At 39.0% G+C, this 16,239-nt stretch carries 17 protein-coding genes and 1 riboswitch; of the genes, 4 read left to right on the top strand and 13 right to left on the bottom strand.

Going from position 1 to position 16,239, the window contains the following annotated elements:
- The first annotated feature begins 154 nt into the window (after window positions 1-154).
- Both M3210_RS16605 and M3210_RS16600 read left to right on the top strand, forming a co-directional pair.
- Entirely contained in the window at window positions 155-859 is a 705-nt protein-coding gene (locus M3210_RS16605) for a DUF5694 domain-containing protein (protein ID WP_251516741.1), read from the top strand.
- 149 nt (window positions 860-1,008) lie between these two features.
- Window positions 1,009-1,470, top strand: a complete 462-nt coding sequence (locus M3210_RS16600) for a GNAT family N-acetyltransferase (protein ID WP_251516739.1) — start codon at window positions 1,009-1,011, stop codon at window positions 1,468-1,470.
- Between the two features lie 151 nt (window positions 1,471-1,621).
- Here M3210_RS16600 and M3210_RS16595 read toward each other — a convergent pair whose 3' ends face one another.
- The 12 genes from M3210_RS16595 to M3210_RS16540 form a co-directional block, all read right to left on the bottom strand.
- Window positions 1,622-2,860, bottom strand: a complete 1,239-nt coding sequence (locus M3210_RS16595; RefSeq protein ID WP_251516737.1) for an IS110 family RNA-guided transposase — start codon at window positions 2,858-2,860, stop codon at window positions 1,622-1,624.
- A 525-nt stretch (window positions 2,861-3,385) separates the two neighbouring features.
- Entirely contained in the window at window positions 3,386-3,826 is a 441-nt protein-coding gene (locus M3210_RS16590; protein WP_251516745.1) for a carboxymuconolactone decarboxylase family protein, read from the bottom strand.
- A gap of 226 nt (window positions 3,827-4,052) precedes the next feature.
- Window positions 4,053-4,754, bottom strand: a complete 702-nt coding sequence (locus tag M3210_RS16585; protein WP_251516735.1) for a GNAT family N-acetyltransferase — start codon at window positions 4,752-4,754, stop codon at window positions 4,053-4,055.
- Between the two features lie 104 nt (window positions 4,755-4,858).
- On the bottom strand, window positions 4,859-5,476 hold the full coding sequence (gene thiE, locus M3210_RS16580; RefSeq protein ID WP_251516733.1) for a thiamine phosphate synthase: 618 nt from the start codon (window positions 5,474-5,476) through the stop codon (window positions 4,859-4,861).
- Entirely contained in the window at window positions 5,457-6,251 is a 795-nt protein-coding gene (thiM, locus tag M3210_RS16575; RefSeq protein WP_251516730.1) for a hydroxyethylthiazole kinase, read from the bottom strand. Before thiM ends, thiE begins: the two co-directional genes overlap by 20 nt.
- The gene (thiD, locus tag M3210_RS16570) at window positions 6,248-7,066 is read right to left on the bottom strand and encodes a bifunctional hydroxymethylpyrimidine kinase/phosphomethylpyrimidine kinase (protein WP_251516727.1); all 819 of its coding nucleotides are present in this window, start codon (window positions 7,064-7,066) and stop codon (window positions 6,248-6,250) included. The genes thiM and thiD overlap by 4 nt, the downstream gene beginning before the upstream one ends.
- A 95-nt stretch (window positions 7,067-7,161) precedes the next feature.
- Window positions 7,162-7,275: riboswitch (TPP riboswitch) on the bottom strand.
- 1,134 nt (window positions 7,276-8,409) lie between these two features.
- Complete coding sequence (locus M3210_RS16565) at window positions 8,410-8,772, bottom strand: nuclease-related domain-containing protein (protein ID WP_251516724.1); 363 nt, start codon at window positions 8,770-8,772, stop codon at window positions 8,410-8,412.
- Window positions 8,773-8,899: 127 nt separating this feature from the next.
- Entirely contained in the window at window positions 8,900-10,030 is a 1,131-nt protein-coding gene (locus M3210_RS16560) for a bifunctional cystathionine gamma-lyase/homocysteine desulfhydrase (RefSeq protein ID WP_251516721.1), read from the bottom strand.
- A gap of 1 nt (window position 10,031) precedes the next feature.
- On the bottom strand, window positions 10,032-10,955 hold the full coding sequence (locus tag M3210_RS16555; RefSeq protein WP_251516718.1) for a PLP-dependent cysteine synthase family protein: 924 nt from the start codon (window positions 10,953-10,955) through the stop codon (window positions 10,032-10,034).
- Window positions 10,956-10,989: 34 nt separating this feature from the next.
- A complete protein-coding gene (locus tag M3210_RS16550) occupies window positions 10,990-11,631 on the bottom strand; it encodes a class I SAM-dependent DNA methyltransferase (protein ID WP_251516716.1) in 642 nt (213 codons plus the stop codon).
- Window positions 11,632-11,851: 220 nt separating this feature from the next.
- Window positions 11,852-12,322, bottom strand: a complete 471-nt coding sequence (gene tnpA / locus M3210_RS16545) for an IS200/IS605 family transposase (RefSeq protein WP_251511490.1) — start codon at window positions 12,320-12,322, stop codon at window positions 11,852-11,854.
- A gap of 176 nt (window positions 12,323-12,498) precedes the next feature.
- Window positions 12,499-12,738 carry a holin gene (locus M3210_RS16540; RefSeq protein WP_251516714.1) on the bottom strand — a complete coding sequence of 80 codons (240 nt, stop codon included), beginning with the start codon at window positions 12,736-12,738 and terminating at the stop codon, window positions 12,499-12,501.
- Between the two features lie 267 nt (window positions 12,739-13,005).
- Between M3210_RS16540 and M3210_RS16535 the strand changes: the two genes are divergently transcribed.
- Together M3210_RS16535 and M3210_RS16530 are read left to right on the top strand one after the other, a co-directional pair.
- Window positions 13,006-14,103: a M24 family metallopeptidase gene (locus tag M3210_RS16535; protein ID WP_251516712.1), complete on the top strand. Its 1,098-nt coding sequence runs from the start codon at window positions 13,006-13,008 to the stop codon at window positions 14,101-14,103.
- Between the two features lie 12 nt (window positions 14,104-14,115).
- Window positions 14,116-14,529: a hypothetical protein gene (locus tag M3210_RS16530; RefSeq protein ID WP_251516711.1), complete on the top strand. Its 414-nt coding sequence runs from the start codon at window positions 14,116-14,118 to the stop codon at window positions 14,527-14,529.
- Window positions 14,530-14,587: 58 nt separating this feature from the next.
- Here the strand turns inward: M3210_RS16530 and M3210_RS16525 are convergent, their stop codons facing one another.
- Complete coding sequence (locus M3210_RS16525) at window positions 14,588-16,138, bottom strand: fatty acyl-CoA synthetase (protein WP_251516709.1); 1,551 nt, start codon at window positions 16,136-16,138, stop codon at window positions 14,588-14,590.
- Window positions 16,139-16,239: the final 101 nt, after the last annotated feature.

Genomic DNA, 16,239 nt, shown 5'->3' with positions numbered 1-16,239 from the left:
GGCGAACGGTTTAGTTGACGGGATCAAATGTCCCACGGGCAGAGACGTTCTACCCCGGCTACTGTTATAATAAAACCATATAAAAAATGGTCAACCAGAAATATCTGGTTAACCTTATATTACGAAAAGGGCAGTATACAAGGAGGGTTTTTCATTGAAAAGTGAAAATGCAAAAGTTCTTGTACTCGGAACTTTTCACATGGCTGAACATGAAGATTTATATTCGGAAAAAAGGCAAATTGAAATTGAGGATTTAGTATCTAAATTAGCAAGTTTTAAACCAACAAAGATAGCTGTTGAAATGGCAGTTGATAAGACCGAGCTATTAAATAATAAATATAGAAAATATAATGATGGTACATATAACCTAGAAATGAATGAAATATTTCAAATTGGTTTCCGATTAGGGAGAATGTTGAAACATGAAGAGATCTATCCGATAGATTGGATAGATAATGCTGGAATGGAATATGGAGATATGGAGAAGTGGGCAAAAGAAAATCAACCAGAACTTTTTAGTGAAATTTACGATGGGATTTATATACCAGAATTAACGGATAATACGAGTATATTAGATTATTATAGAGAGTTAAATGACCCCTCTTGGCTTAATACGTTGCATAAGATGTATGTAAATATTGCACGCATCGGTGACTTCAACAATTATGTTGGTATGAAATGGTTAAGTTGGTGGTACAAAAGGAATTTGATTATGTTCTCAAATTTAACACGTCTCATTAATATACAGGAGGAACGGATCCTATTTATAGTGGGTTGTTCACATTCAACAATTGTTAATAAATTTATTGAAGAAAGTGAAGTCTGTAAGGTTGTCCAGCCCCTGAATTATCTAACTTGAATTTAAACACCTCTAAAATTCAATTCTTATTGCACTAAAGGGTGCAATTCTGAATGAAGGATAAAAGCACTTTTTTGTAGAATCTATAATCTAATAGAGTACATTAGTGAACAAAGAAGAAGGAAAGAGACTTTATTAGGGGGGATAAAGTGGAATTCAAGGAAATTGAAATAAAGAAGGATCGAGATAAAGTAGTTGAATTTCGGAAAGACTCTTTTAAAGTAAGTTTTGGAGATGCTTCGGGATTTGATGAAGAGGAGTATTTACGTTGGTTAGATGAAAAAATAAAGGATTTCTCAAAAGGCTTTGTCTTAGTTGTAGAGGACGGTAAATATATTGGACAACTAGAGTTAACTATTCGAGAATTTGAAGGTAAAAAAATTGGGTATGTAAATTTATATTACTTAATTCCTGAAATGCGGGGAAAAGGTAAAGGAAAAGAATTACATGACTACGCAATACAATTTTTTGAGAATAATAAAGTTAGTGAGTATCATCTAAGAGTTTCCCCCTCAAACACTGGAGCAATCAATTTTTATAGAAAAAATGGAATGAAAGAAATTGGTCCAGAGGTTGATGGTAAAGTAATTAGGATGAAGGGGTATTTATAAAATCTCTTATTGTGCTAAACCAGCTAATAGTTGTCAATATTTTTCTCTAAAAAAATTAATTCTCTCATGATATACTAAAATTACGTATGCCAAATAACCCTCCACTACATAGTGATTGGAAGGTTTTGTTATATTTAGTTAGATATAGATTTTATGCTATATCTTGGAAAGTGGTTCTGTTTTTTAGTAAGGCGTAAATCCAATGTAAGAGCTTATTAACGCATGCAATAACGGCGACTCTAAAGGGTTTACCTTCTTCACGTTTCTTATCATAAAACTCTCTTAGTCTCTTATTGCGTGCTATGATTTCATCGGTTGTTTTCTTTTTACGAGAATCACGAATGCCACTTTGAACAGCCATATATAAAGCGTGCCGTAGTCTATTCGAGCCTCGTTTAGTGATTCGATTTACTGATGCTGTAAACTTACCAGAAGAGTAAACACTCGGATCCACACCAGCGAATGCAACGAGCTTTTTGGCACTATCAAATCGGTTAATCTCTCCAATCTCGGAAATAATCGTTGCAGCGATTTTTTCTCCGATTCCAGGAATAGATTGGAGGAGATGGTATTCTTCAACTTCTTTAGCGAGGGCATCTATTTCTGTCGCAATCTTAGATAGATGCTCTTGGTATTGAAGTACAAGACGAACTAACATCTCAAGATTAAAGATATTACTCTGATACAGGTTGTTCTGAAATGGATTGCGAAGGGCGGCTTCTTTTAACTTTTTTGCCCTTTCTTGTGCCCAAATTTCGGAACGACTCTTACATAATTCACTAATCTTCTCTGATAATTCCCTCTCACTTGCACTTAATACAGCTTCAGATGTTGGGAATGCTAGTAAAGTAAGCAATGATACCTTTGAATATAGGCTTCCAAATACACCCCTATATTCAGGAAAAACCTGATCTAATAAGGAATGTAACTGCAGCTTAGCTTTGGCTGAGATTTCTGCAATACTTTCTTGTTGTCTAGTAAGGTTGCGTAGATTTAAAAGTTGAATACCTCGCTTTTTATAAGGCTCTAACTCTTCTTTATAAAACAGCTCACAAAGATGATAGGCATCTATTGCGTCTGTTTTAACTTTACGCAGACTTGAACTTTTTGCCCGATGTGAAATAAGAGGGTTAACAATAATATAAACGTAATTTTGTTCTTCCAAAAATTGAGTAACTGGATAATGATAGTGACCAGTTGATTCCAAGACGACCGTAGGTTGGTTGCCGTTAGCCAATTTTTCAACTTCATGAAGGAATTCTAGTAAATTCCCCAACCCTTTAATATCATGCTTAATACTAAAGCTCTTTCGATAAGGTTTGCCTTTATCTAAAAATGCTTGAATCTGACTTTCTCCTTTAGAAACATCCAGACCAATGACTGGATTCATAGACTATCTCCTCCTAGCTTATAAAATTGTCGGTATCCCCTAAGGCTTCTTGTAATGTCATAGGTTCGCTTGTTAAACGGGATCTCAATGTCCCAACCAGCCTGAAACATGTTTATACAAGTAGGGGGTGAACAGTTTAGCTGACGGGATCTAGTCCCACGGGTGCGACGTTCTACCCCGACTACCGTAATAATAAAACCTTATAAAAAAAGGTCAACCAGTAATTTCTGGCTAACCTTATATTACGATCTGGGTGCTCCATATATTTATAGGATGTAGACGCCCCGCCTATGATCATTTTATTCAATGATCCTTGAGCATGGATGCCGTATTTCAAACCTAGCATCCCGCCTGTCGAATGACCACCAAAAGTATAGATATGTATCGTTACAACCTCACGCGGACAGTTTGAGGTTTTTATAAAAGGTGAGGGAGAGCCGATTTGTATTACTCACCTTTTGTCCAATCACTTTAAATCAGTAATAACCCAGAATATTTCTTTTCCCCTAACGTATTATGGATCAGCTAATCTTTAACCGTATTCCCCATTGAAATTGCCAGCCGGTTCCACATGTTGATTTGATTAATGATTACAATTAAATCTACATATTCCTTTTCATCATAATGTTCTCTTACGCGTTGATATAATTCGTCATCAACTCTCTTTTCCGAAATCAAAGTAACATGCTCTGCTAATTCCAACGCAACCTTTTCTTGAGGACTAAAGATATCTGTTTCGCCCCATGTTTGTAACTGAGCTATCTGTTCGTCGGTCGCCTTCCGCTTTCTAGCAGCTTTTGTATGCATGTTTATACAGTAACTGCAACCATTAATTTGTGATACCCGCAATTTGATAAGTTCGATTAGTAATTTATCTATTCCCGTTTTCTTCGTGTACTTCTCCATCTCCAGCATGTTTTCCAATGCTTTAGGTGCAACTTTAAAATAATTGATCCGATTATCCATGTTCATCAAGCCGGCACCTTTCACCAATCCCTTATTGACGAGACCACTCATTTTACTACCCCATTTCCGTTTTTGATTCTCAACTCTCCCTTAACAATATATTCTTTCTCTGTGGTCTATTCTCCTTTTTCCTTTATCAATAAATGAAACAAGCTACCATTAGTATCATGGTAGCTTATTTTAGGACTTATAAGATTTTTTCTAAATTTTTTCTCCTGTTTCCTTGTTAAGGACGCTTTGTATACTGTATGTAAAACTTGTCTTTATTCACTACCAACTGAATTCCTTCCCATTCTGATGCAAGTAGTCTTTGTTGCATTTCAATATCATCCATGGGAATGAATTTATTCTCTTCTCTTTCGAGTTCATCCTCTTTCAGTAAATCTTTTATAAAAACATAGCGCAATTTTTCTCCATAGACCTTTTCCAAAGCTTTAATTTTCATTCTTTGGTTAAATTTATCCTTTAAACTCGGAATATTAAAGGGGGCTACTGTACAACAAACGTATTGAAAATCTAGCTGAGAATTTTCCAGTTCATTCATGATGAGGTGAGCTAATTGCTGCTGCATCCTGTTTCCGCGATACTCAGGATGGACGAGAGAAACTTCCTGATAAATCACTTTTGGTAATTCCTCTTGTGTTAATCCTGCAAATCTACCTAAATGATGATCATCAATTGGCGGAATTAATAGTGCACGGATCGCAAAAAGCTTGTTTTCCACAAATGCACCAATCATCAAACCGTTTCCTTCAAGGATGTTACGGAATTCATCTTGTGATAGTTTTTCTAAACTTGCTTTATCCTCCAACTGCTCCATCACAGTATCTTGAAGTAATAAGATGTCAGAGATATATTTTGTAGACAAACGCTTTACAACAAAATCTTTATGTTTAGTTTTCAAGTGGCCGCTGTATAGTATAGTCACTAGTTTCACCTCGAATATAGTATTATGTCATTATTTCATACTACTATATTCTATTTCAAGAACTAAAAAGCAAAACGAGTGGCCATTCGTTTTGCTTTTTAGTTTTATAGGTTGTGTACAGCTTCTTTAATCTGATCAGAATGAGATATGGCAGTAACAACAGCCAAACCATCAGCGCCTGCATCCAATACCGTATCAGCATTCTCCGGCTTTATACCACCGATCGCTACGATTGGTAATTCAGGATGCAATTTCCGGATGTCTTGCAACCAAGCAAGTCCAGCAGGCTTCTTTCCAGGCTTCGTTTGTGTGGCGTAAATTGGGCCTGCCCCCACATAATCGACCAAGTCGATTCGACTTTTCTTCACTTCATCGACGCTGGTGACAGAGAGTCCAATAATTTTATCTGGAAATTGCTCTCTTACTTTTTCCACAGGTGCGTCTCCTTGGCCAACGTGAATTCCATCAGCATCCAAGGTTTCCGCTAAATCGACCTTATCATTTATAATGAAAAGAACTCCATGATCTTTACATATTTTTCTCAGTTTTCTTCCCAACTCGACTTCCGCTTCGCCACTGAGTGAATTTGGCCCCTTTTCCCGATATTGGAATGTGGTGATACCAGCTTGGATTGCCTCTAGTAATGTCTCTTCTGGATCACGGATACAATCTTGGCTTCCCATCACAAAGTATTTTCTTAGTTTAGCTGTTAATGGATTCATGTTGTTTTTCTCCTTTTAGTATTGCTGTATCCATAGAAAGTGCATCAAGAAATGTAGCCATAAATGTTCCCGGTCCTTTTACATGGTCCTGGGCAACTGCATATTCTGCGGCCAAGCCATAAAACTCAACAGCCGTCAGTAACTGCTCCTCAATGGAGTCATCCGTAGATAAACAACTACACATAATCGAACCAAGCAAACATCCGCCTCCTGTTACAAGTGTTAGATAATGATGACCGGTATCATTGGTAAAAATACGTTCACCGACACAAATGACATCGGTTTTACCAGACACGACTACAGCTGTATCATATTTCTCAGCAACAAGTTTTGCTGCATCCTCAATATTTCCATCCCCGACTGAATCAACACCTTTCACTTTCCAGTCCATTCCCGCAAGATGGGCGATTTCACCAGCATTACCCTTGATGACAGTCGGTTTCACTTCAGCCAGTATCCTGTCTACAGCTTGGGAACGGAAAGGAGTTGCGGCATTCCCAACCGGATCAACAAGGACTGGAATACCTTTTTCATTTCCTGCTTTCCCGGCAGCTATCATTGCTGGAATATCTTCTGCGGCTACTGTACCGATATTTATATAAACCGCATCGGCATTCTTGGCCATATCCGCAGCTTCATCGATTGATTTAGCCATCACTGGACTTGCTCCAAAAGCAAGGGTACCATTCGCAACAAAATTCATTGTCGGGGCATTCGTTAAATGATGAATTAACGGTATATTTTCTCGCACTTTTTGAATGATTTTTTCGTTCATGATATTTCCATCTCCTTTTTTATCCTTGGTGCCCAGTGGTTCGTTGGACCGCTTCCCTCTCCAATATCCAAGGAATGTTCGATTGCCTGTGTTATGTATGTTTTTGCATATTCAATCGCCTGTAAAATTGGATAATCTTTTGCTAAATAAGCTGTAATAGCTGCCGATAGAGTACATCCTGTTCCGTGCGTGTTTTTCGTGTAAATTCGTTTACTCGTAAAGCGATGGAAGCTTTCCCCGTCATAAAACACGTCGACAGCTTTCTCTTTATCAATAATATGACCTCCCTTAACGAGAGCAGATTTTGCACCAAACTTTTTCACAATCATTCGAGCCGCATTTTCCATATCGTTAAGATTACGAATCGTGAGCCCGGTGATTGTCTCTGCCTCTGGAACATTTGGTGTCACTACAGTTGTTAACGGCAGTAAGTGGGCTTTCAAATAGTCTTGCGCCTCCTCAGCAATCAGCGGATCGCCACTCGTTGCGACCATTACTGGATCCATTACAAAAGGTGCATCAATCTTTGCTGCATGTTTTGCGACCGTCTCCATGACCTCAACACTTGCCAACATGCCAGTTTTAAAAGCATGTACTGGGATATCATTTGTGATAGATTCAATTTGCTGATTGATGAAGTCAATCGGTGCATGATGCACTCCCTGAACACCAGTTGTATTTTGAGCGGTAAGTGACGTGATCACCGACATACCATAGGTTTGCAACTCCTGAAATGTTTTCAAATCCGCCTGTATCCCTGCCCCGCCACTTGGGTCTGACCCCGCTATTGTTAATGCACATGAAATATTCGTCATGATTCTGCCTCCATCCTTTTTGTCTTTACTTTTCAAATAAAAAATGCCAGGTCCAAATTAATGAACCTGACAATCGAAAGTCTAGTATAAGGCAAACACATTCCAGACTACTTCCCTCCGCTGGCATCACCCAGATCAGGTTCAAAAGAGTTGGAAAGCATACCGGCTTTCCTCTCAGCCCCCATTATAGGGCACCCCTAGTAGTAATTATTGTATTATTTTATTGTATTCAATTAATAGGATGCCAGATTGGTTGGAGAGTGTCAAGGAAATGACCATAGAGTAATATTAAGAACGTAATAGTATGTCTGGTATGTGTATTTTTTTATAAAAGAATATAACTAGAGTCGGGTTAAGTGCATGTAGTGATTGTCTCTACTACTCATTCATGTCCTTAGAATCGAGTTAAGTGCACGAAGAGATTGTCTCTACTATTCTTTCATGTCCTTAGAATCGGTTTAAGAGCATGAAGGAATTGTCTCCACCACTCATTCATGTCCTTAGAATCGGAATAAGGACATGAAGAGATTATCCCTGCCACTCATTCATGTTCTTAGAACCGGGATAAGGACATGAAGAGATTACCCCTGCCACTCATTCATGTTCTTAGAATCGGGATAAGGACATGAAAAGATTATCCCTGCCACTCATTCATGTTCTTAGAACCGGAATAAGTGCACGAAGAGAATGACCCCAAACTCATTCATGTCTTTAGAATCGAAATAAGGACATGAAGAGAGTGACCCCAAACTCATTCATGTCCTTAGAAAAAATAGCATCAGAAAAGCTATGCCTTATTAGAGTCTATATAATAGGTCCATCTTCCAGTTCCGACAGCTTTGTAATGTTGTGATAAAATTCTACGTATTGTCCGAAAACCTACAATTTGGCACCAATCATGTATCTGAACTGTGGTTATTCTCTTATCGGGAAATAAAATCTTAAATTCATCTACAGCTCTTAAAACCGCACCTGTAACATTTTCTTGATGACCGCAAGCATCACAAATGCACTTTCGTTTAACAATGTGGACAAACAGTCTTCTACAGTTTGCACAGGTAATTCCCTTATTCAAATCTTGATATTCAAAATTAGGGAGTTGTTGGTAGCGTGAATTGTCATTACTTAAGCTAATTAATCTTTTGACAAATCTTCCGTCATTTTCACTTAACCTTTGGTTTTCATTGCCAATTGAATCAAGATACTTTTTTATTTGATTGGGGAATATGATCGGTTTATCAATTGGTGCTTGATATAGGATAAAACTAGGATGGATAAATACGAGAAAAGAAGAAATTGACTTGTTGGAGCCAATACTCCGGAGCAGTTGCCGAAGAAGAGATTCAGTTCTGCTTAACTGATGCGGGGTTAACGACTTCAAAACGTGGTTTCTTATAAAACTTTTCACCTTCAAAATAATACTCTCCATTATAGTTCTTCACTTCAAACAAATAGATTTTAGACGCTGTCACAATTAAACTATCAATTTGAAAAGTCGTCTGTTTTGACTCAAAAAGCAAATCATATAAAACGAGGCCATTCCCCTCTGATTGTTCGATAAGTTTGGAGAATTGCATTTCACCTTCATAACCTTTTTTTAGATTATCATAAAAATGATTTTCCCGTGTTGTTAATTCTTTTCTATCTTTCAGCAATTCAAAGAGCACTAATTCTCTAGATTTTTTACAGCGTTTAATAACTCTCATTTTTCACCCCCCTCTTTATTAAAGCTGTCCAACTTATTATATCATAAATCTCAATATTCTTTCATTTTCACAGACCAAAAAGCTGCCTCCATCCAAGCGACGAAGGCAGCTGTCAATTTTCATTTATTTACTGTAAAGCCTGCTCCAAATCCTCAATAAGATCTTCTACATCTTCTAAACCTACTGAAATTCGAATCAAGCCATCCTCTATTCCCAATTCAAGTCTTCGTTCTCTTGGAATCGAAGCGTGTGTCATTTTTGCCGGTAAGGAAATGAGGCTTTCAACGGCTCCTAGGCTCTCAGCTAGAGAGAAGTAGCGAACTTTATTTAATACGTCTAATGCCTTTTCTTCACTCTCCACGGTGAAGGAAACCATTCCCCCAAACCCGCCAGATTGTTTAGCATGGATATCACGATTCGGGTGCTCTGGTAATCCTGGGTAATACACCTTGCCGACCTTCGGATGATCCACTAGATATTCAACAATCTTCTGGGTATTGCTTTCGATTTCTTCCATACGAATTCCTAATGTCCGGATTCCGCGAACCAACAACCAGCTGTCATTTGGAGCCAATACCCCACCAGAAGCATTCTGGATAAAGTGGATTTCTTCTCCAAGCTTTTCATCGTCCACGACGACAAGTCCTGCTACAAGGTCACTATGCCCCCCTAAATATTTCGTAGCGCTATGAACGACAATGTTAGCTCCCAGATCAATCGGGTTTTGCCAGTATGGTGTATTGAATGTATTATCAGCAATCAGCAATACGTTTTTCTCTTTCGCAATGTTTGCTAATTCCTTGATGTCGGTAATCTTCAGCAATGGATTAGTCGGTGTTTCGATGAAAATAGCTTTTGTTTCTTCGCGGATCCCTTCTCTCACCTTGTCCAAATCACTTGAATCAACAAAGTCTACATCAATATTTCGACGGTTTAAGATTTTTGTCATGTAACGGAACGTCCCGCCATAGACATCATCAGTCAATAGGATATGATCTCCCGCTTGGAATAAATCCATTACTGCCGCAATTGCCGCCATTCCAGAAGCAAAAGCAAATCCACGTTTTCCTTTTTCTAAGTCTGCTATCAACGTTTCTACGGCGTCTCGTGTCGGATTACCTGTTCTGGCATATTCATAAGTAAAATTACCAACACCGTTTTGTTTGAACGTACTTGCCTGGTAAATCGGTGGCGACATGGCACCAACGTTTTTATCGATATCCGCTCCACCATGTATTAATCTTGTTTTCTTTCTCATCCTATTCCACTCCTTTGTATATTCCTGTGCTTAAGTATCGTTCACTGCTATCAGGGAATATAGTGACAATATTTGTTCCCGGTGGTGCATTTTTGGCTTCTTGTAATGCAGCCTCCAATGCAGCTCCAGAAGAACTTCCGACAAGCAATCCTTCTGCTTTTGCTATTTCTGCTGTTCTAGTAAATGCCTGTTCATCGGAAATCGTATAAATTTCATCGAACAAATCGGTATCAACGAATCTTGGGATAAACTCCATTCCGATTCCTTCTGTTTTATGGGGACCAGGTTTGCCGCCATTTAAAATGCTACCCTCAGGTTCTACAATGACTGTTTTGACTTGTTGTTTGTTTTCTTTTAGATAGCGGGCTGTACCAGTAAACGTCCCCCCTGAACCAGCTCCTGCAATAAAGACATCAACTTTTCCATCAAGATCATCCAATAATTCAGGTCCTAAGCTGTTGTAATACGTATTTGGATTATGTTCATTATGAAATTGATTAGGTAAAAAAGCATCGGGAATTTCTTCAGCCAGCTCTTTGGCCTTTTTAATAGCGTGTTCCATTCCGAGCTCTGTTGGTGTATTCACCACTTTTGCTCCAAGTGCCCGCATTAAAGTCTGTTTCTCCACACTGAATTTTTCAGGGGTGACGAATATTGCCTGCAATTCATATTGAATTGCTGCAAGCGCTAATCCGATTCCGGTATTCCCTGCTGTCGGCTCAATAATGGTGCTTCCTGGCTGCAGTTTTCCCTCCTCGATTGCTTGTTCAACGAGATAAAAACCTAATCTATCTTTAATGCTGCCCCCAATACTTAAAAACTCTAACTTTGCAAAAAGTCTTACTTGTTCTGGCAATTCATAGCAAGTAATTTCATACATTGGTGTATGCCCAACTAATTGGTTTAACTTTTGTTTTATTCTCATGCTTTCCCCACCTGTCTTCCTTACCTTCTATACTTTAATCAACTAATCTAGCTTCCATGATCCAAACAAAATCATTCATCTGTTCAAAGCTTGATGTAAAGCCATTGTTTTCCAATATTTGTTTCATTTTGGGGATGGTCGTATAAAACTCCGTATTCAAATCCTCAGCCAAACGGTGATAATTATTGTTTTTTGCCTGAAGATAAATTGCTTCCCTTGCCGCATCATTTTCAAAAATGGTATCACCAAAAACGATTTTGCCACCATTATTAAGGATTTCTCGATAGTGACGGATCGCTTGTTCTTTCTCTTCATCTGTCAAATGATGAAACGCATAACTGCTGACAATTGAGTCGATTTTCTTTTCCTGAGAAGGGAAGGAAAGGAAATTCCCTTTTTGAATGATAGCATCAGGCAGTTTGTATTGTGCGATTTTCCGCATATTTGTAGAAGGCTCTATTCCAACGACTTCCAATCCATTATCTATAAGCTTTTTTGTCAAGTTCCCTGTCCCCACTCCAAATTCGACAACAAAACCATGTGAGCGTTGAACGATTGCATCAAGAATAGTTTCATAGTTTTTAAACACATCTCTATACTCTTCATCATTACCATGCACCGTATCATCATAGCTCGCCGCCCACTGATCGAATAACTCATTAAATTGCTCAGGCACCTTTATCACCTTATTCACATAGATTTACTTGGTATTAATATATAATATAACAGGGAAAAAGAAATGTGACAACGTTTTCGTTAAAATAAATCAAAACCACCAGTGTGAACTGGTGGTTTGATCTGCGGCTGAAAGCCTCTATTACCGGCCTCGGCCTAAAAGGCCCACTGAATGGGTTTCCCTTCTGCACCACACTTACTCACTGATTCTAAAGAATCTCTTATCTTTTTTGATTTTTCTCTCCTGTAAATGGATCAAATTCCTCAAATAACGTTAATTGATCACTCATATAGTCATCTTTAAGCTGATTCCTTATATATTCTTGAATTTGATTTTTATTTCGGCCCACTGTATCTACAAAGTAACCTCGACACCAGAATTTGCGGTTACCATATCTATACTTTAAATTCGCGTGACGATCAAAAATCATTAAACTACTTTTTCCTTTTAGATAACCCATGAATTGAGACACACTTAATTTAGGTGGAATACTTACCAGCATATGAATATGGTCTTTACATGCATTTGCCTCGTGTATCTCAACCCCCTTCCTTTCGCAGAGCTCTCTTATAATTTGTCCGATACTTCTTTTATACTTACCGTAGATAATTTGTCTCCTGTATTTTGGTGCAAAAACAATGTGATACTTACATCTCCACTGCGTATGTGCTAAACTATTCTTGTCCTGCATGGGACGCGCCTCCTTCTTTGGTGAGATCTGGTGGTCGGGAAACCAACCATATTTTACCATGAAGGAGGCCTTTTTTGACCCCACGCTAGAAGCTCTACGGAACCCCCGGCGTAGCCGAGGGTTTTCGAAGACCATAATAAAAGGAGATGGCTGTCAGCCATCTCCTTCTCTACCATCTACACCTTTTTACTAAGCTCGAATAATCCTGTTGCAGCTAGCCCGCTTATGCCTCCAGCCCAAATTCGGATCATGAGCTCTGTATCCAAGAATGTAGCCGATGCACCGATACCGATTCCGATTAAAACGGAGATTAATGGTAAGAATTTTCTCTTCACGATTTTTGAAGTTTTAATCGCCTGGACAAGTGCTGCAGTGACTGGAGCAATGATGGTTGCCATAGTTAGAACTTCTATCATGTTACCACCTCCTGTATACGCGTACATCAGACAGTCAACAATGAAAGTTTTTCCATAACTTTCCATACATTTTACGTAGCGTCGACATAAATTGACCCTACTCTTGTCTAATATAGTTATTAAACTGTCCTTCTGCCCTTCATATGGCTTTAACCTTGAATGCTCCAAAAAATACACGTAAAATGGATATAAAGAAAACAAATAGATATAATAGTCTATTAATACACGAGTTCATTTATTCGAACACTTACCAAAAGGAGTTATTAAATGGAAAATCAAAATAGATTGAATGCACTACAGAATTATTTACAAAAAGAAAATATTGAATTAGCAATGATTACAGATCCAACGAATGTTTTTTATTACACTGGTTTTCTTTCCGAACCACATGAAAGATTCCTTGCGTTAGTCCGTGATGGAAAAAGTGATCAATGGATACTATTCGTACCAGCATTGGATAAAGATATGGCCGCAGAAAGCTCGATTATCGAGAATATCATCCCAATTTCAGATGAACAGAATCCATTCGAAGTATTACAGCAACATACGAGTAGTGGCGTTGTAAAAGTTGGACTAGAGAAGAAAGCCGTTAATGTGTTTCGCTACGAAGCATTTCAACAGATTTTCCCAGAAGCTGCTTTTACGGATGTTCAGCCTTTCATCGATTCAGCTCGAAAGAAGAAGTCTCGTTCTGAAGTTGAGAAAATGCAGCTTGCCATCGATATAATTGAAAAAGTACTGGAAGAAGGAATTAAAAAAGTTAAAGTTGGAATGACCGAGTCTGAGCTTGTTGGAGAGCTGGAATTATTGATGAGAAAATTTGGTGCTGACGGTCCATCCTTCTCGACGATTGTTCTTGCTGGTGAAAAGTCGGCATTACCGCATGGTACACCAGGAGATAGAACCATTAATCATGGAGACTTCCTTCTGATTGATTTCGGTGTCATAAAGGATGGATATTGCTCCGATATTACAAGGACGTTTGTGATTGGTGAAGCATCTGAGAAACAAAAAGAAATTTACAACATCGTACTCCAATCTACAAATACAGGAATTGACGCAGTTCAAGCAGGAGTTCCACTTAAGAACTTTGACATTCCTGCCCGTAAAGTGATCCAAGATAGTGGATATGGCGAGTATTTCAACAACCGTATCGGTCACGGTCTTGGAATGAACGTCCATGAGGAACCGTCTGTACATGAGAAGAATGAAGATATCGCTGAGCCTGGTCTCTTATTCACCATCGAACCGGGTATTTATATACCAGGGTTTGGTGGCGTAAGAATTGAAGATAATGTGTATATTAATGAAGATGGAAAAGCTGAAGTTCTGACATCGTTCCCGAAAAAATTAATGATTCTTTAAAGGAGACAAACAATGGACACACTTGTTGAAAGCATAACCGTTCACTGTGCCGAGAATTGCGGAAACGCTCCAAAAAAATTGTTGCTTAAAGATTACACCATCAGTCTTGCTAAAAATGAAATAGAGTTCTGTCTGGATCAGCTTCATGAACAGATCAGTTGGGACATTATCGGTCAAAAACAGTTAAAAGGAATAGACGAAGTTAAATTTGAACTTGAGCAGATGAATGTAAATCATGTTAAAACTCTGCAGATTGACAATATCATTACGCATGGAAATTCTGCTTCTGTAAACGGCATGTTTTCATATCAGCAAGGCCAATCTTATGCTTTTTGTGATGTTTATCAATTCACTGGATTTAGTAAAACCGCCAAAATTAAAAAAATCAGTTCCTATCTTGTCCAGCTCACTTCTAGTGATGGATAAGGTTAAGGAATGCGCCGGTCACAAACGACTGGCGCATTTTTTTGATTCTACTATATATTCATCTTATACGAGCAGCTTCACGAAGTTGCCGTTTCAGGATTTTTCCGCTGGCATTGCGTGGCAGTTCCTCGACAATTTCAACCCGCTTCGGTACTTTGAAGTTAGCCAGATTATCCTTTACATGTTGAATGATCTCGTCTGGGGTTATCGGGCTTTTCACAACGACAAATACTGCTACTGCTTCGATCCACTTTTCATCAGGAACCCCAACAGCTGCGACTTCAGCGACTTGAGGCAGTTTGTAAATGCAGTCCTCGATTTCACGGGAAGCGACGAGTACACCTCCTGTATTAATGACATCCTTCACTCTATCAATTACCTCGATGTAACCATCCTCATCCTGTTTCACAAGATCTCCAGAATGGAACCAACCTCCGGAAAAAGCTTCAGCAGTCGCTTCAGGTTTGTTCCAGTATCCAAGACATAATTGTGGCGAACGATAGACAATTTCACCCAGTTCACCCGGTGGCACACGATTTCCCTCGGAATCCACTACTTGAGCCTCGACAAACAATAATGGTCTCCCTGCAGATCCAGGGTGTTCCGCATGTTCTTCAGGGCGCAGAACGGTACATGCAGGACCCATCTCGGATTGTCCAAACACATTATAGAAACCTAGTTCAGGCAGATGATTTTGCAGCCTTTCCAGAATCGGTCCAGGCATAATCGAAGCACCGTAGTAAGCCTTTCGCAGCTTTCCAAGATTCCAAGCAGTCAATTCCGGATGATTCGCCAACGACACCCAAACAGTCGGTGCGGCGAAAAAGGATGTAATCTCATCTTCTTCCATCGTCTTAAGGACAACATCAGGTATTGGTGCTGGTAGGACTTTATTCCATCCACCGACAAGCAATGCCGGCAACATAAACACATGCATCTGTGCCGAGTGGTACAAAGGTAGACTATGAAGTGCCCGATCTGACTCCTTAATATCCAAGCCTTGAATACAGCTCATATAGTGGTACATTAACGCTCGGTGAGTCATAATTGCACCTTTTGGCGCCGATGTGGTACCTGATGTATAAAGCAGTTGAGCGACATCTGTATCATCGACATCAAATTCATCTCTCTCCATAGGATGATGCTCTTCACTAAGGGCCCAAGTTAGTATTTCTTCTTCAAATTGCAACACCCTGCGGTGGCTGTTGGCTGACGTCCGTTTAATTTCATCGGTAAGTTCCCGATCGGCGATGATGAGCACAGGATCAGAATCAGTCAGAATATAGTCAAGTTCTCCTGCCTTCAATTGGAAATTCACAGGAACATGAATGGCTCCTATCTTTACTGCAGCGAAGAATAACAATACATATAAATCGGAGTTCCTCCCGTATGCAGCGATGCGATCCCCTTTTTCCACTCCCTGTTCCTGTAATCCAAGCGATATCAAAGTGATTGCCTTGTCCAGTTCCTGGTAACTCCATTCCCTCTCATCAAATACAATTGCTGTCCGGTGTGGTATCCGTGCTGCGGTACGGTGGACGGCTTCAGCTATTGTGCTGCTTCTCATGATTACACCAGTCCTTTCTCCATCTTCAACTCCTAGATTCATCGCCAAATTTTCTAAAAATAAATTATTATAGCAATATTTATTTTATATTTTAATTTACTCGTACTAGTCTGTCAATTAGTAAAAATTCATTATCAGGACTC

Source organism: Oceanobacillus luteolus (genome assembly GCF_023715655.1).
GTDB lineage: Bacteria > Bacillota > Bacilli > Bacillales > Amphibacillaceae > Oceanobacillus > Oceanobacillus luteolus.
The sequence above is the reverse complement of the archived record's forward strand: the minus strand, read 5'-3'. Positions and strand labels throughout refer to the sequence as shown.

Bases quoted from the DNA above. Each gene is read 5' to 3' on its own strand.
- M3210_RS16595 (WP_251516737.1), bottom strand. From the start codon at position 2,860: ATGAATCCAGTCATTGGTCTGGATGTTTCTAAAGGAGAAAGTCAGATT.
- M3210_RS16590 (WP_251516745.1), bottom strand. From the start codon at position 3,826: ATGGATAATCGGATCAATTATTTTAAAGTTGCACCTAAAGCATTGGAA.
- thiE (WP_251516733.1), bottom strand. From the start codon at position 5,476: ATGAATCCATTAACAGCTAAACTAAGAAAATACTTTGTGATGGGAAGC.
- thiM (WP_251516730.1), bottom strand. From the start codon at position 6,251: ATGAACGAAAAAATCATTCAAAAAGTGCGAGAAAATATACCGTTAATT.
- thiD (WP_251516727.1), bottom strand. From the start codon at position 7,066: ATGACGAATATTTCATGTGCATTAACAATAGCGGGGTCAGACCCAAGT.
- M3210_RS16565 (WP_251516724.1), bottom strand. From the start codon at position 8,772: ATGAGAGTTATTAAACGCTGTAAAAAATCTAGAGAATTAGTGCTCTTT.
- M3210_RS16560 (WP_251516721.1), bottom strand. From the start codon at position 10,030: ATGAGAAAGAAAACAAGATTAATACATGGTGGAGCGGATATCGATAAA.
- M3210_RS16555 (WP_251516718.1), bottom strand. From the start codon at position 10,955: ATGAGAATAAAACAAAAGTTAAACCAATTAGTTGGGCATACACCAATG.
- tnpA (WP_251511490.1), bottom strand. From the start codon at position 12,322: ATGCAGGACAAGAATAGTTTAGCACATACGCAGTGGAGATGTAAGTAT.
- M3210_RS16540 (WP_251516714.1), bottom strand. From the start codon at position 12,738: ATGATAGAAGTTCTAACTATGGCAACCATCATTGCTCCAGTCACTGCA.
- M3210_RS16535 (WP_251516712.1), top strand. From the start codon at position 13,006: ATGGAAAATCAAAATAGATTGAATGCACTACAGAATTATTTACAAAAA.
- M3210_RS16530 (WP_251516711.1), top strand. From the start codon at position 14,116: ATGGACACACTTGTTGAAAGCATAACCGTTCACTGTGCCGAGAATTGC.
- M3210_RS16525 (WP_251516709.1), bottom strand. From the start codon at position 16,138: ATGAATCTAGGAGTTGAAGATGGAGAAAGGACTGGTGTAATCATGAGA.